The organism is Mesorhizobium calcicola (genome assembly GCF_042682105.1).
Lineage (GTDB): Bacteria > Pseudomonadota > Alphaproteobacteria > Rhizobiales > Rhizobiaceae > Mesorhizobium > Mesorhizobium calcicola.
In genome coordinates, this window is the sequence record NZ_JBHUGY010000002.1 from 20,413 (window position 1) to 39,397 (window position 18,985).

The window sequence follows — 18,985 nt, forward strand, 5'->3', positions numbered from 1 at the left end:
ATGATCCTTTTTCCCGCCATCGATCTCAAGGACGGCCAATGCGTGCGCCTGAAGCAGGGCGACATGGCGACCGCGACCATCTACAACGACGACCCGGCCGCCCAGGCAAAAGCCTTTGAGCAACAGGGCTTCGAATGGCTGCATGTCGTCGACCTCAATGGCGCCTTCCAGGGCCAGAGCGTCAACAGCGCGGCGGTCGGAGCCATCCTGAAGGCGACGAAGAACCCGGTCCAGCTCGGCGGCGGTATCCGCTCGCTGGAGCAGATCGAGGATTGGCTCGATCGCGGGCTGGCCCGAGTCATTCTCGGCACGGTGGCTGTGCGCGACCCCGATCTGGTCAAGCAGGCCTGCAAGGCGTTCCCGGGCAAGGTGGCCGTCGGCATCGATGCCAAGGGCGGCAAGGTGGCCGTCGAGGGCTGGGCCGAGGCGTCGAGCCTCGGTGTCATCGAACTGGCGAAGAAATTCGAGGGCGCCGGCGTCGCCGCCATCATTTACACCGACATCGACCGCGACGGCGTGCTGACCGGCATCAACTGGGATGCCACCATCGACCTCGCCGACGCCGTGTCGATCCCCGTCATCGCGTCCGGCGGCCTCGCCTCGATCGCCGACATCGTGCGCATGACCATGCCCGATGCACAAAAGCTTGAGGGCGCGATCTCAGGCCGGGCGCTCTATGACGGCCGCATCGATCCGGCCGAGGCGCTGGCGATCCTGCAAGGCAGGCCGGAGACGCGGCCGTGAAAGTCTCCATCATCCTGGCCTCATACGACAGCGGTCACTACCACGGCGGCATGGGCCAGGGCCCGGACGCGCTGATATCGGGCGGGCTCGTCGAAGCCCTGACCATGGCCGGTCACGACGTCGCGGTCGAGGACATCGGCAGGGTCGGAGAGGCCCAGGAGCGCGAGATCGCCACTGGCTTTGCCGTCTGCAACGCGGTCGCGGCCGAGGTTCGCCTTGCCCGCGACAGCGGTCGCTTTCCCATCGTGCTGGCCGGAAATTGCCTGACCAGCGCCGGTGCGGTCGCCGGCGAGGGTGCCGATGCGATCATCTGGGCCGACCAGCATGGCGACCTCAACACGCCCGAGACATCGATATATGGCTTTCTCGACGGCATGGCGCTGGCGACCGTGCTTGGCCTTTGCTGGCGGCCGATGGCGGCCGCCATTTCCGGCTTCCAGCCGATCGATCCGTCGCGCTGCGTGCTCGTCAACGCGCGCGATCTCGATCCGGCGGAAAAACAGCTTCTCAAGACATTGCCCATCGTTCGAACGGAATGTCCCGGGGTGGCCCAGGCGACCGAAAGGCTTAAGGCCGCCGGCGCCAAACGCGTCCACATGCATCTTGATCTGGACGTGCACGATCCGGAAGACCTGCAGGCGAACCGCTACGTCAGCCAGGGCGGGCCGAGCCCGGAACAATTGCGCGGCGCGGCTTGCGCCATGGCGCTTGCGGTGCCGGTCGTCGGCATCACCGTTTCCGCCTACGATCCGGCCTTCGACGCGCAGGGCGACGTCCCGCCGCTGGTCGGCGAACTGCTCAACGATCTCATCGCCACGATAGAGGGAAGGTGATGCTGAAAGCCCGTGTCATCCCCTGCCTCGACGTCAAGAACGGCCGGGTCGTCAAGGGCGTCAACTTCGTCGATCTCATCGACGCCGGCGATCCGGTCGAGGCGGCCAAGGCCTATGACGCAGCCGGCGCCGACGAACTCTGCTTCCTCGATATCACCGCTTCATCGGACAATCGCGAGACCATCTTCGACGTCGTCGCCCGCACCGCCGAACAATGCTTCATGCCGCTGACGGTCGGCGGCGGCGTGCGCCAGGTCGCCGACATCAGGAAGCTGCTGCTGGCTGGTGCCGACAAGGTGTCGATCAACACGGCGGCGGTGAAGAACCCGGATTTCGTCGCCGAGGCGGCCGATAAGTTCGGCAACCAGTGCATCGTCGTCGCCATCGATGCCAAGAAAGTGTCCGGCGCCGGCGAAGCCGACCGCTGGGAGATCTTCACCCATGGCGGGCGCGAGAAGACCGGCATCGACGCGGTCGAATTCGCGCGCCAGATGGTCGATCGCGGCGCCGGCGAGATCCTGTTGACCTCGATGGACCGAGACGGCACCAAGGCCGGCTACGACATCGCGCTCACCCGCGCGATATCAGACGCGGTGCGCGCGCCAGTCATCGCTTCCGGCGGCGTCGGCACGCTCGATCATATGGTCGAAGGCATCCGCGACGGCCATGCCGGCGCGGTGCTGGCTGCCTCCATCTTCCATTTCGGCACCTACACGATAGGGCAGGCCAAGGCGCATATGGCCCGGGCCGGGCTGCCGATGCGGCTGGACTCCGTGAATAATCGGACCTAAACGGCGCAATGGCTGAGTTTTCGCTGTCAGATCTGGAAAAAATCATCAGGGAACGCGCCCATTCCGGCGACGCGGAATCGTGGACGGCGAAGCTGTTTGCGCGCGGCATCGACAAGGCGGCGCAAAAGCTCGGTGAAGAGGCGATCGAGACGGTGATTGCCGCCGTCAAGGGCGACAAACAGGCCCTCGTTTCGGAAAGTGCCGATCTTATATATCATTGGCTTGTCGTTCTCGGCATCTCAGGGGTTCCGCTGAGCGACGTGCTTAGGGAGCTCGAAGGCCGCACCGGGCGTTCGGGCATTGCCGAGAAGGCGTCACGGCCCAAGGGCTGAGCGCGAGGGAGGGCAGGTATCTCGATGGATCAGCTCGCGCCGACCGAGAAATATTCCCCCTTTCGTTTCTTCTCCGCCGAGCAATGGTCGCAATTCCGCGCCGACACGCCGCTGACGCTGAGCGAGGATGAATTCCGCCGCCTGCGCTCGCTCAACGACCCGGTCGACCTCGAAGAGGTCAAGCGCATCTATCTGTCGCTGTCGCGGCTTTTGTCGGCGCATGTCGAGGCCAGCCAATTGCTGTTCAGGCAACGCCAGGCCTTCTTCAACGCGGTGGACGTGGAAAAGACGCCTTTCATCATCGGCATTGCCGGCTCCGTCGCGGTCGGCAAATCGACCACCGCCCGCGTGTTGAAGGAACTGCTGGCGCGCTGGCCCTCGAGCCCCAAGGTCGATCTCATCACCACCGACGGTTTCCTGCTGCCCAACGAGATCCTGCGCCGCGACAATTTGATGGAACGCAAGGGCTTTCCCGACAGCTACGATGTCGGCGCGCTGCTGCGCTTCCTGTCGAGCATCAAGTCGGCGCAGCGCAATGTCCGTGCGCCGGTCTATTCGCACCTGACCTATGACGTCATTCCCGGCGAGTTCGTCACCATCGACCGTCCGGACATCCTGATCTTCGAAGGCATCAATGTCCTGCAGCCGGGCAAGCTGCCGCAAGACGGCAAGATCGTGCCCTTCCTGTCGGACTTCTTCGACTTCGCCATCTATATCGATGCCGACGAGAAGCTGATCCACCAGTGGTACACCGCCCGTTTCATGCGGCTGCGCGAGACCGCCTTCCGCAATCCGGACTCCTTCTTTCACCGCTATTCGCAGCTTTCGGAAGATTCTGCCCGCGCCATCGCCGAAGGCTTGTGGACCAACATCAATCTGAAGAATTTGCGCGAGAACATCCTGCCGACGCGGGCCCGCGCCGACCTCATCCTGCGCAAGGGCGCCGATCACCTGATCGAGGAAGTGGCGCTCAGGAAACTCTGACGACGGCGACCAGGCATGCCTATCGCCCATCTCCGGAGACTTCGTTCGCCGGGCGCGTCACCCGCCTCAGCGTCAGATTGATCCGGCCGCCATTTTTCAGCACCGCCGAGGTCGAGGGATAGATGCGGTCGACGCCGTGAAAGCTGAGACGCCCCTCGCCGCCGAGCACCACCACGTCGCCGCTTTTCAGCCTGAACGACTTCGTGCCGCCCTCGCGCGTCGTTTGGCCGACCCTGAACAGGCAATCGTCGCCCAGTGAGATGGAAACCACCGGCGCCGAAAAATCAGCCTCGTCGCGGTCCTGGTGGAGGCCCATTTTTGCATCCGGGGTATAGAAATTGACCAGGCAGGCTTCCGGCGGGTGCCGATAGCCCGACACCTGCCGCCATAGTTCGAGCAGCCCGTCCGGAATTGGTGGCCATGGCAATCCGGTCACCGGGTGCGTCGGCTGGTAGCGGTAGCCACCTTCCTTGTCGGTGACCCAGCCGAGCGGGCCGCAATTGGTCATGCGCACGCTCATCTCCTTGCCGGTGCGCGGCATGGCCGGCACGAACAGCGGCGCCTGCTGCACGATGCTTCTCACTTCCTCGACCAACGCTTCCTGCACGGTGCGTGACAGGTAGGCCGGCATGTGGCGTATGCCTTTGGGCAGGACGAGCATGAGGTCGGTCGCTTGATCCGTTTCGTCGGAAGCCAAGCATGCCACTGCCAAATGAAAACGGCGACCCGAAAGCCACCGCTCCTGTCAAATTGGCAAACGCCCCGATCAGGCGAGGTCTGGGCCTGGGGCATACGAAAGGGACGACATGGCGGTGATATCGAGTCTGCTCTTTCGCCCCTTGCGATGAGCCGCGCCACCCGCCGGCAGGAGGCCTGAGCTACGGCAAGATCAAGCCGGGCCGGCAGGCGGCCGCCCCGTCAGGGACGAAATTGGTTTCTCAAACGTTTATCGAACAGGCAACGCCCAAACCAGGCGCCCTACACTGGTGCCAATTGAAACAAAGGCCCTCCGGCAGCTGGCGCCACGCAGCGCAGGGCGCCCAGGGAGAACGGAATGCCCGCTAACGCCTATATCAACCGGATCGCGACAGCGGTCCCGGAACATGAGGTTCATCAATTCTATCTGCGGTTCGCGGCTTCCATGCTCGCTGCCAATCGCCAAAGGATATTCGAACGCATGGCCGGCCTTGCCGGTATCGACAGCCGCTATTCATGCTTTGCACCTGCCCTGGACCCCACGGGGCAATCCGTCGATCTTCAGGGAGACTTCATCCGCGGCGCGTTTCCCGGAACGGCCGCGAGAATGGCGCTGTTTCGCAAAGCCGCCCCCATACTGGCGCAAAAAGCCGTCGACGGATTGCAGCTTGGCGACCAAGCGTCACGCATCACCCATCTCATCGTGACCACCTGCACGGGGTTTTCCGCCCCAGGTATCGACTTGGACCTGGTTCGGCGTTGTGGCCTGTCGGACAGGGTCGAGCGCACCATGATCGGGTTCATGGGCTGCTACGCTGCGGTCAACGCCCTCAAGCTTGCCCGTCACATCGTCAGGTCAGATCCGCAAGCCAGGGTCCTGCTGGTCAATATCGAGATCTGCACCTTGCATCTCAAGGAAACCCCCGAACTGGAAGAGCTGCTGTCCTTCTGCCTCTGGGGCGACGGCTGCGCGGCCGCACTTGTCACCGCCGAGCCGTCCGGCATCGAACTCGACAGCTTTCATTGCACCGTCGTCGACGAGCGGCGGGACCTGATGCGGTGGGACATTCGCGACCACGGCTTCGACATGGTTCTCTCCGGCCAGGTGCCGGCAGCGATTCATGAAACTTTGCGAAGCAAGCAGGGCGCCATCCTCGGCGACCGCCCAACCGAAGCGATCGATCTCTGGGCCGTGCACCCCGGTGGACGTTCAGTACTCGACGCCGTCGAAAGAGCGCTGAACCTCGCGCCCGCCGCACTCGCGGCGTCGCGCGAGGTGCTGCGGCGATACGGCAACATGTCGTCGGCGACGATCATGTTCGTGATGGAAGAGATGCTGCGGGCGCCGCCCGGGCTGCTTGGCTGCGGCATGTCGTTCGGACCCGGATTGACGGCCGAAACCATGCTTTTTCGAACCGTGTCATGAACACGCTCAGCCATCGCAGCCTCGTCCCGGAAATCCTTGACGGGCTTGCGGCCGACGATCCGCGGGCGCGCGCCTCGCGCCGTGACCTTCGTCGTATCAATGCGTTGATGTTTCAGGCGCCGATCATGGCGTCATTGCTGCGGAAATTTGTGCCAACGCCACAGCGCCGCATTCTGGAGATTGGCGCTGGCGACGGCACATTCATGCTCGCGGTGGCGCGGCGCATCGCCAGGCACCGGCCTGCGGTCGAGCTGACGCTCCTCGATCGCACCGGCCTCGTCACGGCTGCGCTTGCCGCCGATTTCGGTAGGCTCGGATGGAAGATCGAGACCATCACCTGTGATGTCTTCGATTGGGCGGAAAGGCCCGACGGTAAGCACTTCGACGCAATCACCGTCAATCTGTTCCTGCATCATTTCCATGACGCCCAACTGGTGCATCTGTTTTCGTTGCTGATGCCCAAAGCCCCGTTGCTCCTGGCGACCGAACCGCTGAGGGCGATGCCGGCGCTAGCCGCGACCCGACTTCTGCCAGTGCTCGGCGCCAACGACGTTACTCGACATGACGCAGCCCAGAGCGTGCGCGCAGGCTTTCGCGGCAGCGAGCTTTCCGCTCTCTGGCTTGCGGCGAACGGCAAGCCGCTCGAGGAGCGGCGTGCCGGTCTCTTTTCCCACATCTTCGTCGGCGCCAGCACCAAAGCCGGTGGTAACCCATGACGCGATTGTCGACCTACGATGCGGTCGTCATAGGCGCCGGCCCGGCAGGTTCCTCCGCCGCGCTGACGCTGGCCCGGCGCGGATGGGCGGTGGCGATTGTGGAAAAGAGTGCATTCCCGCGCCGCAAGGTCTGTGGTGAATACGTCTCGGCGAGCAACATCGGGCTGCTCGACCGCCTGGGGATCGGCGACGCGTGGCGCGCAAATGCCGGCCCCGAAATCCGCCGCATCGGCTTCTTTTCCGGCGAGACCTGCGTCGAGGCGCCGATGCCGGCCGCAAAATATGGGCCTCCCGCAAATGACGGCTTCGGCCGGGCACTGGGCCGTGACCTTCTCGACACGCTGCTCTTGCAGGCGGCGCGATCGGAGGGCGCCGAAATTTTCCAGCCTTGGCGGGCGGTCGCTATCGAGCGGGATGGAGACATGCACAGGGTGCACATTCAAGCGAGGGACGACAAATCCGCCGATGCGACGACGACCTTGCGCGCGCCGGCGATTATCGCCGCGCACGGTTCCTGGGAGCCGGGAGCGCTGCCAAGCCAGGTTGAAAAGACCAGCCGCCCGTCGGACCTGCTCGGCTTCAAGGCGCATTTCACCAGTGCCGCGCTCGCGCCCGATCTGATGCCTCTGCTGGTGTTTCCCGGCGGCTATGGCGGCATGGTTTCGACCGATCATGGCCGGCTGTCGATCTCGTGCTGCATAAGGCGCGACATGCTCGCGCGGCTGCGCAGGAGCCATGGTTCCGGACCTGAAGCCAGACAGGAGGGCCATGGGTCGGCCGCTGACGCGGTCTTTCGTCATCTCACGGCTTCTTGCCGGGGCGTGAGCGATGCACTGGATGGAGCCTGCCTCGACGGTCCGTGGCTTGCAGCCGGTCCGATCCGGCCTGGCATCCGCATCTGCTATGAAAGAGATATCTTCCGCGTCGGCAATGCCGCCGGGGAATCTCATCCGATCATCGCCGAAGGCATCTCGATGGCGCTTCAGTCCGGCTGGCTGCTGGCCGAGGAACTCGTGCGCGCGTCAAGCGGCCGAGCCGGGCGTGAAGTGGCCGGCAGACGCTATCAAGCGGCCTGGAGAGACTTGTTTTCGACGCGGGTTCACGCGGCTGCGGTCCTCGCGCGGATGGCCCTCGGCCCCGCCGGCCCCGCCTTGATGGCAGCGGCTGTTCGGCATTTCCCACAAGCACTGACGCTGGGTGCCCATATGAGCGGCAAGACGAGGCCGATCCCCGGTCTTGTTTGACCGGTGCTGCCGACGTTTGGCCATCTGCACCAGGCCGGCACGGAGGCGTTCATCGTCTCCACCGCCAAGCCATCTGTCATGAATGCCATGCAATCGGACGGGGACGCGCCATCGTGGTGCTTAATCGCTTTCCACCCGGCCGCGCAGTTTCTTGATCGTGCCGCGTCCGGCCTTGCTCTTCAGCCGCCGCTCCACCGCGCCTTTCGACGGCCGCGTCTTCTTGCGGGGTGGCGGTGGCGGTTCGGCGGCCTTGGCGACCAGTGCCGTAAGCCTTGCCCGTGCGTCGGCCCGGTTCTGTTCCTGGGTGCGAAAGCGGCCTGCCTCGATGACGATGACACCGTCCTTGGTGGCGCGTTGGCCGGCAAGCTTGATCGTCCGGATGCGCACGCGCTCCGACAGGCCCGTCGCATTTTGCGCGTCGAAGCGCAGTTGCACCGCCGTCGCCACCTTGTTGACGTTCTGGCCGCCAGGCCCCGACGAGCGGATGAAGTCCTCGTGCAGGTCGCCCGGATAGATCACGGCATCGTCGGCAATGATGATGTTGTCGTCGGTAGGCATGCCGCAGTCATGGCGCGGCGGGCCGAAAAAGAAAAGGCCCGATCGAGACCGGGCCTTTCAAGGATAGGTCGCGCGGGATGTCGCGATTACTCGGCCGCTTCCTGCATGCGGGGGGCGGCACCCAGCACCACGGCGTCGACATGGCTTTCGAATTTCTCGAAGTTGACGGCGAACATGCCGACCAGCCTTGCCGCCTGCCGGTCATAACCGGCCTTGTCGCCCCAGGTCGATCGCGGATCGAGAATGGCGCTGTCGACGCCGCGAACTGCCACCGGCACCTCGAAACCGAAATGCGGGTCGGTGCGGAACTCGGTTGCCTTCAGCGAGCCGTCGAGTGCGGCGGCAAGCAGCGCCCGCGTTGCCTTGATCGGCATCCGCTTGCCGGTGCCAAAGGCGCCGCCGGTCCAGCCGGTGTTGACCAGCCAGCAATCGGCGTCATGGCGGGCAATCAGCTCGCGCAGCAAATTGCCGTACTCCGACGGATGGCGCGGCATGAACGGTGCGCCGAAACAGGTCGAAAACGTCGCTTCGGGCTCGGTCACGCCCTTTTCGGTTCCGGCCACCTTGGCGGTGTAGCCGGACAGGAAATGATACATCGCCTGCGCCGGGGTCAGCCGGGCGATCGGCGGCATCACGCCAAAGGCATCGGCGGTCAGCATGATGATGTTGTTCGGATGATTGGCGCGTCCCGTCTTGCTGGCGTTGGGGATGAAGTCGAGCGGGTAGGCGCAGCGCGTGTTTTCGGTCAGCCTTGCGTCGTTGAAATCCGGCACGCGGTTCGCGTCCAGCACGACATTCTCCAGCACCGTGCCGAAGCGCTGCGTGGTGGCGAAGATTTCCGGCTCGGCTTCCGCCGACAGCTTGATCGTCTTGGCGTAGCAGCCGCCTTCGAAATTGAAGATGCCGTGCGGTCCCCAGCCATGCTCGTCGTCGCCGATCAGCGTGCGCGAGGGATCGGCCGACAGCGTCGTCTTGCCGGTGCCAGAAAGGCCGAAGAAGACGGCGGCGTCTCCGTCCGGCCCTTCATTGGCCGAGCAATGCATCGGCATCACGCCCTTCGCCGGCAACAGATAGTTGAGCATGGTGAACACCGACTTCTTCATCTCGCCGGCATAGGAAGTGCCGCCGATCAGCACGATCTTGCGCGTCAGGTCGACGGCGATCACCGTTTCGGTGCGGCTGCCGTGGCGGGCGGGATCGGCGCGGAAGGACGGCAGGTCGATGATCGTCATCTCGGGCACGAACTGCCCGAGCTCGGCGGCATCCGGGCGGATGAGCAGATTGCGGATGAACAGCGAGTGCCAGGCAAACTCGGTGATCACCCTGGTGGGCAGTTTCAGCTCCTCATCGGCGCCGCCGACCAGATCCTGCACGTAAAGGTCCTTGTCCGCGGCATGGGCGCGGAAATCGGCGAGCAGCGTATCGAACTGGGCCTGCGAGATCGCCTTGTTGTTGTCCCACCAGACATGCGGTTCGGTGGCGCTGTCGCGGACGACAAATTTGTCCTTCGGCGAGCGGCCGGTGTGCTGGCCTGTCTCGGCGACCAGCGCGCCATGCGCGGTAAGCCGGGCTTCGCCGCGCCTGATCGATTCCTCGTAAAGGGCGGCCGCGCCGAAATTATAGCGCACCACGCCGGTGGTTTTCAGGCCGATATGATCGATCGCGCAGGCAGAATTGCGTTTGCCGACTTCCGACATCAAGTGTCCCTCTTCGATTTTCCGCATCGTTGCCGGCACGTTTCCGGCATGCCCACGACGTAGGCTGAGATGGTCAGAACCAGAAAAGCCGAATGATATCAAATCATTAATCGATTTAAATATTTTGAAAGTTGTTTAAATCGTTTATATGTGCAAAAAGTTTCACGGTTGCCCAAAGGATTGGCGGTGTTCGTTCGTCCAATCCATATCGAGGTGGGATTGTGGCCGCCGGCATGCCGCGCGTGACAGCGGACAAGGCCTATGCCACATTTTGTACCTAATTTGTCCTGCAAAAGCCCCTTCTCTACGAAAGAAGGGACAGCTCATGAGGGAGCCGCTTGAAATGGCAACAATCGCGCTTGTCGATGACGACCGCAACATTCTGACGTCGGTGTCGATCGCCCTTGAATCCGAGGGTTATCGCGTCGAGACCTACACGGATGGTGCGTCCGCGCTGGAAGGACTGGCGGCCCGCCCGCCGAATCTTGCCATCCTCGACATCAAGATGCCGCGCATGGACGGCATGGAACTGCTGCGCCGCATGCGCCAGAAGTCCGACCTTCCGGTGATCTTCCTGACCTCCAAGGATGACGAGATCGACGAATTGTTCGGCCTCAAGATGGGCGCCGACGACTTCATCCGCAAACCGTTCTCGCAGCGTCTGCTGGTCGAACGGGTGCGCGCCGTGCTGCGCCGCGCCAGTGCCCGCGAGGCCGCGGCCAAGGCGCCCAGCCAGCAGGCCCGCTCGCTCGAGCGCGGCCAGCTCGTCATGGACCAGGAGCGCCACACCTGCACCTGGAAGGGCGAGCCGGTGACGCTGACCGTCACCGAATTCCTGATCCTGCATTCGCTGGCGCAGCGTCCCGGTGTCGTAAAAAGCCGTGATGCGCTGATGGATTCGGCCTATGATGAACAGGTCTATGTCGACGACCGGACCATCGACAGCCACATCAAGCGGCTGCGCAAGAAGTTCAAGGCCGTCGACGACGACTTCGAGATGATCGAAACCCTTTACGGAGTCGGATACCGGTTCCGCGAAGCGTAAGTCGATGCATGTCGCCCAAAAGTGGTCCCGGTTTTGGGACAACGACATGCATCAAACCAAAGACTAGGCAGGGAACTGCTATTCGATGGCAGTGGAAACACAGCGAACAAGACCGGCGGGCGCTGCCAGGCGGCCGTCGCGCATCATGCCGTCATTCGTGTCGAAAATCACGGTGCCGATGCGCCGCTTCCTCGGCCATCATATCTTTTCCAGCCTGACGCGGCGCATTCTCTTCCTCAACCTCGCCGGGCTGGCTGTCCTGGTCACCGGCATCCTCTATCTCAACACCTTCCGCGACGGGCTGATCGACGCCCGCGTCGAAAGCCTGATGACCCAGGGCGAGATCATCGCCGGCGCGATCGCCGCGTCGGCGACGGTCGAGACGGATTCAATCAGCATCGACCCGGAAAAGCTGCTTGAGCTGCAGGCCGGCGAAAGCCTCGGGCCGGGCTCGGATCAGCTCGACAATCTCGACTTCCCGATCAATCCGGAGCGCGTCGCGCCGGTGCTGAGAAGGCTGATCTCGCCGACCCGGACGCGCGCCCGCATCTATGACCGCGACGCCAATCTGCTGCTCGATTCGCGCCATCTTTATTCGCGCGGCCAGATCCTGCGCTACGACCTGCCGCCGGTCGACGAGGAAGAGCCTGATCTGGTCGAGCGCATCCAGAAATTCGTCTTCGATTTCTTCCGCAACACCGAGCTGCCGGTCTATCACGAGCAGCCGGGCGGCAACGGCGCCGCTTTCCCGGAGGTGGTCAAGGCGCTCACCGGCAGCCCGTCGACCATCGTGCGCATCTCGGAACAGGGCGAGCAGATCGTTTCGGTGGCGGTGCCGATCCAGCGTTTCCGCGCCGTCCTCGGCGTGCTGATGCTGTCGACCGAGGGTGGCGACATCGACAAGATCGTCGCCGCCGAGCGCAAGGCGATCCTGCGCGTCTTCGGCATCGCGGCCCTTGTCACCGCCATCCTGTCGATGCTGCTCGCCTCCACCATCGCCAATCCGCTGCGCCGGCTGTCGGCGGCGGCGGTGCGGGTGCGGCGCGGCGTCAAGAGCCGCGAGGAAATCCCCGACTTTTCCGACCGCCAGGACGAGATCGGCAATCTGTCGATCGCCATACGTGACATGACCAATGCGCTCTATGCCCGCATCGAGGCGATCGAAAGCTTTGCGGCTGACGTCTCGCACGAATTGAAGAACCCGCTGACGTCGTTGCGCAGCGCGGTGGAGACCTTGCCGCTGGCCAAGAACGACAATTCGCGCAGCCGGCTGATGGATATCATCCAGCACGATGTCAGGCGGCTGGACCGGCTCATCACCGATATTTCCGACGCCTCACGCCTTGATGCCGAGCTGGCGCGTGAAGATGCCGGGACGGTCGACCTGAAGAAATTCATCACCGATCTCGTTGCCGTTTCGCGTGAAGCCACGCGCAACAAGAAGGCGGTCGAGATCGAGTTCAAGGTCGCCAAGCTGCCGCAGGGCGTCAAAGGCTATATGGTCGTCGGCCATGACCTGCGCATCGGCCAGGTCATCACCAACCTGATCGAGAACGCCCGCTCCTTCGTCCCCGAGGACCATGGCCATATTAGCCTGTCGCTGGCGCGCGTCGGCAAGTTCAACATCGTCACCGTCGACGACAATGGTCCCGGCATTCGCGCCGACAACATCGACCGCATCTTCGAACGCTTCTACACCGACCGGCCTGCCGGCGAGGCATTCGGCCAGAATTCGGGCCTCGGCCTGTCGATATCCAGGCAGATCGTCGAGGCCCATGGCGGCACCTTGACCGCCGAAAACATCCCCGGCACCAAACCCGGCGAGATCAAGGGCGCGCGTTTCGTCGTGACGCTGCCGGCCGAAGCATGATCCCGAAAAGTGGGAACCGGTTTTCGGACAGGATCATGCTTCATGCAAAAGGCATGATCCCGAAAAGTGGGAACCGGTTTTCGGACAGGATCATGCTTCATGCAAAAGGCATGATCCCGAAAAGTGGGAACCGGTTTTCGGACAGGATCATGCTTCATGCAAAAGGCATGATCCCGAAAAGTGGGAACCGGTTTTCGGACAGGATCATGCTTCATGCAAAAGGCATGATCCCGAAAAGTGGGAACCGGTTTTCGGACAGATCATGCTTCATGCAAAAGGCATGATCCCGAAAAGTGGGAACCGGGTTTCGGGCAGATCATGCTTCATGCAAAAGGCATGATCCCGAAAAGTGCTTCATCCGAAAACATGATCGGGCAAGATCGTGCCTGATCCAGTTGCGCAGCCTGAAAACATTCACGGAACCGCGATCCTGATCGGCGAGCGCGGCGTCCTTATCACCGGGCCGTCAGGCGCCGGCAAGACGACACTGGCGCTGACACTGGTGGACCATTGCCGGGCGCGCGGGCTGTTCTCGCGGCTGATCGGCGACGACAGGCTGCTTGCCGCGGCCCGCGCCGGGCGGCTGGTCTGTCGCGTGCCGGCGCCCATCGCCGGTCTCGCCGAAGTCCCTGGGTTCATGCCGCGGCCGCTGCCGTTCGAGCCGGGCGGAGTGATCGACCTGCATGTGAGGCTGGTGCCAAAGGCAGAGATGGCCCGTTTCCAGGAGGAAATCAGCGAGCCGGTCGCAGGCTGCCCGGTGCCGCGTATCGACCTTGCCGAGCGTAACGCCGCCACGGCCTTGCCGGCCGTGATGGCGCGGCTGTCGATCGCGCCTTTTCTATGATCCGCTTCGGATTTTTTGCTGCAATGCGTCAAAATGGCATGGGCCGGCGCAATTTTGGGCTTGTCAACGGGCCGCGCGTCGACAAGATAGCGCTCCCGCCGCCTGGAATGGCTGGCGAGCATAAAATGCGCCTGTGAAGCGGCGATGACGGGAGCCACCAAAGAATGATCGGACTCGTGCTTGTAACGCACGGTCAACTGGCCGCCGAGTTTCGACATGCCGTGGAACATGTCGTCGGGCCACAAGACAATTTCGAAACCGTGGCGATCGGCGCCGATGACGATATGGAGCAGCGTCGCCGCGATATTGTCGACGCTGTTGCCCGTGTCGACACCGGGACGGGCGTCATCGTGCTGACCGACATGTTCGGCGGCACACCCTCCAACCTTGCCATTTCGGTGATGGAGTCCGGCCGCACCGAGGTGATCGCCGGCATGAACCTGCCGATGCTGATCAAGCTCTCCTCGATCCGCAAGGGCGACAACATGGCGGCCGCACTTGACGAGGCGCAGGCGGCCGGCCGCAAATACATCAATGTCGCCAGCCAGCTTTTGAGCAGCAAATGAACGCGCTGCCCCCGGAAAGAGATCTGATCGTCCGGGACTTCCCCATCATCAACCAGCGCGGCCTGCATGCACGCGCCTCGGCGAAATTCGTCCAGCTCGCCAGCGGCTTCGACGCCTCGGTGCATGTCGAGAAGGATGGCGTCAAGGTCGGCGGCACCTCGATCATGGGCCTGATGATGCTGGCGGCAAGCCCGGGCTACTCGATCCGTGTCACCGCCAGCGGGCCGGAGGCGTTGCAGGTCATCGACGCGCTGGAGCAACTGGTGGCGTCCCGCTTCGGCGAGGAAAGCTGATCCTCTACATCGCCAAAACATGTCCACAAGGACATGCACGGATAAAGATTTCTTTATATCCCATTGTCGTCCAAGCCCCGATCTGCTAGTCAGGCCGGCAATTCGCGCCCTTCGACGCGCCGACCGGCGTGGGCGCATCCGCAACCAATTCGCAGCACAACAATTCGCAGGGAGTACTGCCATGACGGGTAGCAAGGACTATGTGGTCGCCGACATCTCGCTTGCCGGCTGGGGCCGCAAGGAAATCGAGATCGCCGAAACCGAAATGCCGGGCCTGATGGCCAGCCGCGAGGAATTCGGCGACAAGAAGCCGCTCAAGGGCGCGCGCATCACCGGCTCGCTGCACATGACCATCCAGACAGCGGTGCTTATCGAGACGCTGAAGGCGCTCGGCGCCGACATCCGCTGGGCTTCCTGCAACATCTTCTCGACCCAGGACCATGCGGCCGCGGCCATCGCCGAAGCCGGTATCCCAGTGTTCGCCGTCAAGGGCGAGTCGCTCGAGCAGTACTGGGACTACACCGACAAGATCTTCCAGTGGGCCGACGGCGGCACCTCCAACATGATCCTCGATGATGGCGGCGACGCCACCATGTACATCCTGATCGGCGCCCGCGCCGAGGCCGGCGAGGACGTGCTGTCCAACCCGCAGAGCGAAGAGGAGGAATACTTCTACGCCCAGGTCAAGAAGCGCCTGAAGGCTTCGCCAGGCTTCTTCACCAAGCAGAAGGCGGCGATCCGTGGCGTCACCGAGGAGACGACCACCGGCGTCAACCGGCTTTACCAGCTACAGAAGAAGGGCCTGCTGCCTTTCCCCGCCATCAACGTCAACGACTCGGTCACCAAGTCGAAGTTCGACAACAAATACGGCTGCAAGGAATCGCTGGTCGACGGCATCCGTCGCGGCACCGACACCATGATGGCCGGCAAGGTCGCGGTCGTCTGCGGCTATGGCGACGTCGGCAAGGGCTCGTCGGCCTCGCTCAAGGGCGCCGGCGCCCGCGTCAAGGTTACCGAGGTCGACCCGATCTGCGCCCTGCAGGCGGCGATGGACGGTTTTGAAGTGGTTACGCTGGAAGATGCGGCACCCACCGCCGACATCATCATCACCACCACCGGCAACAAGGATGTCGTCACCCTCGACCACATGCGCTTGATGAAGGACATGGTGATCGTCGGCAACATCGGTCACTTCGACAACGAGATCCAGGTGGCCGCGCTGCGCAACCTGAAATGGACCAACGTCAAGCCTCAGGTCGACATGATCACCTTCCCGGATGGCAAGCGGATGATCCTTTTGTCGGAAGGCCGCCTGCTCAATCTCGGCAACGCCACCGGCCACCCGAGCTTCGTCATGTCGGCATCCTTCACCAACCAGGTGCTGGCCCAGATCGAGCTGTACACCAAGCCCGGCCAGTACGAGAACCAGGTCTATGTCCTGCCCAAGCATCTCGATGAAAAGGTCGCGCGCCTGCATCTCGACAAGCTCGGCGCCCGCCTGACCGAACTGTCCGGCGAGCAGGCTGCCTATATTGGCGTCACGCCGCAGGGCCCGTTCAAGCCGGAACACTACCGCTATTAACCAAAGCTGAAATTACTACCAGATATTGAGGCCGGGCGATTGACTTTTCGCCCGGCTTTATTTTTGCGCGCCACCAGCCTTCACGGCGATTCGGCGAGGGTTTATTGTCCGGTGATTCGCGACGCTTCCTGCCCGAGAGGGGATCTGGAGAGGCGCGTATCAGGGCGGTCTTGCATTCAGGCGGCGGAGAGGACCAAGACATGCCGGGGCAACACCCGCACAGAGCGGGACGGGCCGTTTCCGGCGGCCATGACGATTCGGGGATCACTGGCTCCGCCTTGCAAGGCGGAGACCTGTCATTGCGCGCCCGCGTGGCGCTGTTCCTTGCCACATCCGCGTTTGCCGGCCCCTTGGCCAATGCGGTTGCGCATGCGCAAGCCGCCGGCGTGGCCACGGCCGGGGTGTCGATCGGCACGGTCGAGGTCATGCAGTTGGCCGTGTTTGTCGGCGTGACGGGCGCCGCGTTTCTGTCGGCCATCGTCCTCATCCGCGAAAGAGCCCGCACCTCGGCGGAAAATGTCGAACTCAGGAGCCGCCTCGCCGACATCAACGCGGCCCTGCGCCGCTCGGAGGCGCTGCTCAATCTGCGCGACCAGCGCGTGGTCGTCTGGGCCGCGGAAAACAAGAAGCCCGAACTTATCGGCACATTGCCCGTCGAAAGCGGCGCTCCCGAGGACCGGGCCGCTTTCCTCGCTTTCGGCCGCTGGCTGATGCCGCGTTCGGCGGCGGCGCTCGAACATGCCGTCGCCGGATTGCGCGAAAAGGCGAAACAGTTCGACCTCGTCATCGAATCGCAGGCCGGCGCACCGCTTGAGGTGCATGGCCGCAAGAGCGCGGCACATGTGCTCGTGCGTTTCGTCTCGCTCTCGGAGACGCAGCGCAGCCAGGCCAGGCTGAAGATCGACAACCAGCGGCTGGCCGCCGACCACGACACGATGATCGGCCTGCTCGACGCGCTGAATATGCCGGCATGGCTTCGCAGCGAGGATGGGCGGCTGAAATGGGTCAACCGGGCCTATGCCGACGCGGTCGAGGCCGACAATGCCGAAGCCGCGGTTCGGGAGGCAAAAGAATTCCTCGGCGGCCAGGCACGCGACGCGATTGCCGCCCAGCACAAGACGCATCCGGTCTTCGAGCAGTCGCTTTCCACCGTGATCGAAGGCGACCGCCGTGTGTTTGCGGTCACCGATTTCGCCGGCGCGGATGGTTCGGCCGGCCTTGCCTGCGACACCAGCGCTATCGAGGCGGTTCGCGGCGAGTACGAACGGACCGTCAGGAGCCACGCCGACACGCTCGACCAGCTCAATACGGCGGTCGCCATCTTCGACACCGACGAGAAGCTGCGCTTCTTCAACCAGGCTTTCCAGAAGCTGTGGGGTCTCGACAGCGGCTTCCTGCACAGCGCTCCCGACAATGCCTTGCTGCTCGACCGGCTGCGCAGCGAGGGCAAGATCGCCGAGCAGCCGGAATGGCGCCGCTGGAAGGAAGGTCTGCTCGGCGCCTACCGCGCGGTCGAATCGCAGGAACATTGGTGGCATCTGCCGGACGGCAAGACCATCCGCGTCGTCGCCAATCCGCAGCCCAAGGGCGGCGTGACCTGGGTGTTCGAGAACCTGACCGAGAAGATGGACCTCGAAAGCCGCTACCAGACAGCGGTGCGGGTCCAGGGCGAGACGCTCGACAATCTTGCCGAAGGCGTGGCGGTGTTCGGTCCCGATGGCAGGCTTCGGCTGTCGAACCCTGCCTTTGCCAGGCTCTGGGGCCTGAGCGGCGAAGCGGCCAAGCCCAATGTGCACGTTTCCACGATCCGCGACCTTTGCGACCGGCAGGCGGCGGACAGTCCCTGGCCGGGCTTCGTCGCCGCCATCACCGGGTTCGACGACGAGCGCCGCGATCGCCACGGCCTGACCGAACTCAACAACGGCAATGTGCTGAGCTACGCCATGATCCCGCTGCCCAACGGGCAGGTGATGATGACCTTCGTCGACGTCACCGACAGCGTGCATGTCGAGCGGGCGCTGAAGGACAAGAACGAGGCGCTGCAGAAATCCGACCAGCTCAAGAACGAATTCGTCCAGCATGTCTCCTACGAATTGCGCTCGCCGCTGACCAATATCATCGGCTTCACCGAGCTGCTGTCGCTGCCGGCAACCGGCCCGTTGACGCAGAAGCAGCGCGAATATGTCGAGCATGTCGGCTCGTCCTCCTCGGTCCTGCTCACCATCGTCAACGACATCCTCGACCTAGCGACGGTCGACGCCGGCATCATGCAGCTCGACATTTCCGAGGTGCATGTCGACCGCACCATCGCGGCCGCGGCCGAACTGGTGGCCGACCGGCTGGAAGAGCATTCGATCAGGCTCGAGGTCGACGCGGCAGCGGCGCCGAAGACGTTTCACGGCGACGAGATCCGCGTCCGCCAGATACTTTACAATCTGCTCAGCAACGCCGCCAACTACGCGCCGGAAGCCAGCACCATCCGGCTGACTTGCCGCCATCTGGCGGACGGGGTGGAATTCTCGGTTCATGACGACGGCCCCGGCATGCCGCCGGACCTGCTCGATTCGGTGTTCCGCCGTTTTGAGCCGCGCGCCAATGGCGGCCGCCGGCGCGGCGCCGGTCTCGGTCTGTCGATCGTCAAGAGCTTCGTCGAGCTGCATGGCGGCAGCGTTCGCATCGAAACCGGCAAGGACAAGGGCACGACCGTCATCTGCACCTTTCCCGACATGCCGGGCATCCGCGCCGCGGCCGAGTAGCGCGCTTG

18 protein-coding genes are annotated in these 18,985 nt (G+C 63.5%); 15 read left to right on the plus strand and 3 right to left on the minus strand.

The genetic code is table 11. The features are described from left to right. From hisA to coaA, 5 genes are read left to right on the plus strand one after another with little or no spacing between them, the layout of a single operon-like run. Positions 1 to 744: a 1-(5-phosphoribosyl)-5-[(5-phosphoribosylamino)methylideneamino]imidazole-4-carboxamide isomerase gene (gene hisA, locus ACFSQT_RS00775; protein ID WP_379016567.1), complete on the plus strand. Its 744-nt coding sequence runs from the start codon at positions 1 to 3 to the stop codon at positions 742 to 744. After that, entirely contained in the window at positions 741 to 1,577 is an 837-nt protein-coding gene (locus ACFSQT_RS00780; protein ID WP_379016568.1) for an arginase family protein, read from the plus strand. Before hisA ends, ACFSQT_RS00780 begins: the two co-directional genes overlap by 4 nt. Beyond that, complete coding sequence (gene hisF / locus ACFSQT_RS00785) at positions 1,574 to 2,368, plus strand: imidazole glycerol phosphate synthase subunit HisF (protein WP_379016569.1); 795 nt, start codon at positions 1,574 to 1,576, stop codon at positions 2,366 to 2,368. Before ACFSQT_RS00780 ends, hisF begins: the two co-directional genes overlap by 4 nt. A gap of 8 nt (positions 2,369 to 2,376) precedes the next feature. Continuing rightward, positions 2,377 to 2,700: a phosphoribosyl-ATP diphosphatase gene (locus tag ACFSQT_RS00790; RefSeq protein ID WP_379016570.1), complete on the plus strand. Its 324-nt coding sequence runs from the start codon at positions 2,377 to 2,379 to the stop codon at positions 2,698 to 2,700. 24 nt (positions 2,701 to 2,724) lie between these two features. Continuing rightward, positions 2,725 to 3,684, plus strand: coding sequence for a type I pantothenate kinase (coaA, locus tag ACFSQT_RS00795; RefSeq protein ID WP_379016571.1), 960 nt, complete (start codon positions 2,725 to 2,727; stop codon positions 3,682 to 3,684). 19 nt (positions 3,685 to 3,703) lie between these two features. Here the strand turns inward: coaA and ACFSQT_RS00800 are convergent, their stop codons facing one another. Further along, a complete protein-coding gene (locus tag ACFSQT_RS00800) occupies positions 3,704 to 4,345 on the minus strand; it encodes an alpha-ketoglutarate-dependent dioxygenase AlkB family protein (RefSeq protein ID WP_379016651.1) in 642 nt (213 codons plus the stop codon). A 393-nt stretch (positions 4,346 to 4,738) separates the two neighbouring features. Here ACFSQT_RS00800 and ACFSQT_RS00805 point away from each other — a divergent pair, with 393 nt between their 5' ends. Genes ACFSQT_RS00805 through ACFSQT_RS00815 form a run of 3 tightly spaced genes read left to right on the plus strand, consistent with a single transcriptional unit; the run spans position 4,739 to position 7,766 of the window. Further along, entirely contained in the window at positions 4,739 to 5,806 is a 1,068-nt protein-coding gene (locus tag ACFSQT_RS00805) for a type III polyketide synthase (RefSeq protein WP_379016572.1), read from the plus strand. Then, positions 5,803 to 6,522: a methyltransferase domain-containing protein gene (locus tag ACFSQT_RS00810; protein ID WP_379016573.1), complete on the plus strand. Its 720-nt coding sequence runs from the start codon at positions 5,803 to 5,805 to the stop codon at positions 6,520 to 6,522. Before ACFSQT_RS00805 ends, ACFSQT_RS00810 begins: the two co-directional genes overlap by 4 nt. Continuing rightward, positions 6,519 to 7,766, plus strand: a complete 1,248-nt coding sequence (locus tag ACFSQT_RS00815; RefSeq protein ID WP_379016575.1) for an NAD(P)/FAD-dependent oxidoreductase — start codon at positions 6,519 to 6,521, stop codon at positions 7,764 to 7,766. The genes ACFSQT_RS00810 and ACFSQT_RS00815 overlap by 4 nt, the downstream gene beginning before the upstream one ends. 120 nt (positions 7,767 to 7,886) lie before the next feature. Here ACFSQT_RS00815 and arfB read toward each other — a convergent pair whose 3' ends face one another. Together arfB and ACFSQT_RS00825 are read right to left on the minus strand one after the other, a co-directional pair. Next, positions 7,887 to 8,324: an alternative ribosome rescue aminoacyl-tRNA hydrolase ArfB gene (gene arfB, locus ACFSQT_RS00820; RefSeq protein ID WP_379016576.1), complete on the minus strand. Its 438-nt coding sequence runs from the start codon at positions 8,322 to 8,324 to the stop codon at positions 7,887 to 7,889. Positions 8,325 to 8,410: 86 nt separating this feature from the next. Then, complete coding sequence (locus ACFSQT_RS00825; protein ID WP_379016577.1) at positions 8,411 to 10,021, minus strand: phosphoenolpyruvate carboxykinase; 1,611 nt, start codon at positions 10,019 to 10,021, stop codon at positions 8,411 to 8,413. Between the two features lie 343 nt (positions 10,022 to 10,364). Between ACFSQT_RS00825 and ACFSQT_RS00830 the strand changes: the two genes are divergently transcribed. The 7 genes from ACFSQT_RS00830 to ACFSQT_RS00860 all read left to right on the plus strand — a co-directional run bounded on the left by ACFSQT_RS00830 (position 10,365) and on the right by ACFSQT_RS00860 (position 18,977). Continuing rightward, positions 10,365 to 11,066, plus strand: a complete 702-nt coding sequence (locus tag ACFSQT_RS00830) for a response regulator transcription factor (RefSeq protein WP_010912942.1) — start codon at positions 10,365 to 10,367, stop codon at positions 11,064 to 11,066. An 85-nt stretch (positions 11,067 to 11,151) separates the two neighbouring features. Beyond that, the gene (locus ACFSQT_RS00835) at positions 11,152 to 12,936 is read left to right on the plus strand and encodes a stimulus-sensing domain-containing protein (protein ID WP_379016578.1); all 1,785 of its coding nucleotides are present in this window, start codon (positions 11,152 to 11,154) and stop codon (positions 12,934 to 12,936) included. A 382-nt stretch (positions 12,937 to 13,318) separates the two neighbouring features. Beyond that, entirely contained in the window at positions 13,319 to 13,780 is a 462-nt protein-coding gene (locus tag ACFSQT_RS00840) for an HPr kinase/phosphorylase (protein ID WP_379016579.1), read from the plus strand. Positions 13,781 to 13,944: 164 nt separating this feature from the next. After that, positions 13,945 to 14,346, plus strand: a complete 402-nt coding sequence (locus tag ACFSQT_RS00845; RefSeq protein ID WP_056589309.1) for a PTS sugar transporter subunit IIA — start codon at positions 13,945 to 13,947, stop codon at positions 14,344 to 14,346. Next, positions 14,343 to 14,639: an HPr family phosphocarrier protein gene (locus ACFSQT_RS00850; protein ID WP_379016580.1), complete on the plus strand. Its 297-nt coding sequence runs from the start codon at positions 14,343 to 14,345 to the stop codon at positions 14,637 to 14,639. Before ACFSQT_RS00845 ends, ACFSQT_RS00850 begins: the two co-directional genes overlap by 4 nt. A gap of 181 nt (positions 14,640 to 14,820) precedes the next feature. Further along, positions 14,821 to 16,221, plus strand: coding sequence for an adenosylhomocysteinase (gene ahcY / locus ACFSQT_RS00855; protein ID WP_379016581.1), 1,401 nt, complete (start codon positions 14,821 to 14,823; stop codon positions 16,219 to 16,221). 200 nt (positions 16,222 to 16,421) lie between these two features. Then, on the plus strand, positions 16,422 to 18,977 hold the full coding sequence (locus ACFSQT_RS00860) for a sensor histidine kinase (protein ID WP_379016582.1): 2,556 nt from the start codon (positions 16,422 to 16,424) through the stop codon (positions 18,975 to 18,977). The last annotated feature ends 8 nt before the right edge of the window (positions 18,978 to 18,985 follow it).

Coding starts and splice junctions, on each gene's coding strand:
- hisA (WP_379016567.1), top strand. CDS start 1: ATGATCCTTTTTCCCGCCATCGATCTCAAGGACGGCCAATGCGTGCGC.
- ACFSQT_RS00790 (WP_379016570.1), top strand. CDS start 2,377: ATGGCTGAGTTTTCGCTGTCAGATCTGGAAAAAATCATCAGGGAACGC.
- coaA (WP_379016571.1), top strand. CDS start 2,725: ATGGATCAGCTCGCGCCGACCGAGAAATATTCCCCCTTTCGTTTCTTC.
- ACFSQT_RS00800 (WP_379016651.1), bottom strand. CDS start 4,345: ATGCTCGTCCTGCCCAAAGGCATACGCCACATGCCGGCCTACCTGTCA.
- ACFSQT_RS00805 (WP_379016572.1), top strand. CDS start 4,739: ATGCCCGCTAACGCCTATATCAACCGGATCGCGACAGCGGTCCCGGAA.
- ACFSQT_RS00810 (WP_379016573.1), top strand. CDS start 5,803: ATGAACACGCTCAGCCATCGCAGCCTCGTCCCGGAAATCCTTGACGGG.
- ACFSQT_RS00815 (WP_379016575.1), top strand. CDS start 6,519: ATGACGCGATTGTCGACCTACGATGCGGTCGTCATAGGCGCCGGCCCG.
- arfB (WP_379016576.1), bottom strand. CDS start 8,324: ATGCCTACCGACGACAACATCATCATTGCCGACGATGCCGTGATCTAT.
- ACFSQT_RS00825 (WP_379016577.1), bottom strand. CDS start 10,021: ATGTCGGAAGTCGGCAAACGCAATTCTGCCTGCGCGATCGATCATATC.
- ACFSQT_RS00830 (WP_010912942.1), top strand. CDS start 10,365: ATGGCAACAATCGCGCTTGTCGATGACGACCGCAACATTCTGACGTCG.
- ACFSQT_RS00835 (WP_379016578.1), top strand. CDS start 11,152: ATGGCAGTGGAAACACAGCGAACAAGACCGGCGGGCGCTGCCAGGCGG.
- ACFSQT_RS00845 (WP_056589309.1), top strand. CDS start 13,945: ATGATCGGACTCGTGCTTGTAACGCACGGTCAACTGGCCGCCGAGTTT.
- ACFSQT_RS00850 (WP_379016580.1), top strand. CDS start 14,343: ATGAACGCGCTGCCCCCGGAAAGAGATCTGATCGTCCGGGACTTCCCC.
- ahcY (WP_379016581.1), top strand. CDS start 14,821: ATGACGGGTAGCAAGGACTATGTGGTCGCCGACATCTCGCTTGCCGGC.
- ACFSQT_RS00860 (WP_379016582.1), top strand. CDS start 16,422: ATGCCGGGGCAACACCCGCACAGAGCGGGACGGGCCGTTTCCGGCGGC.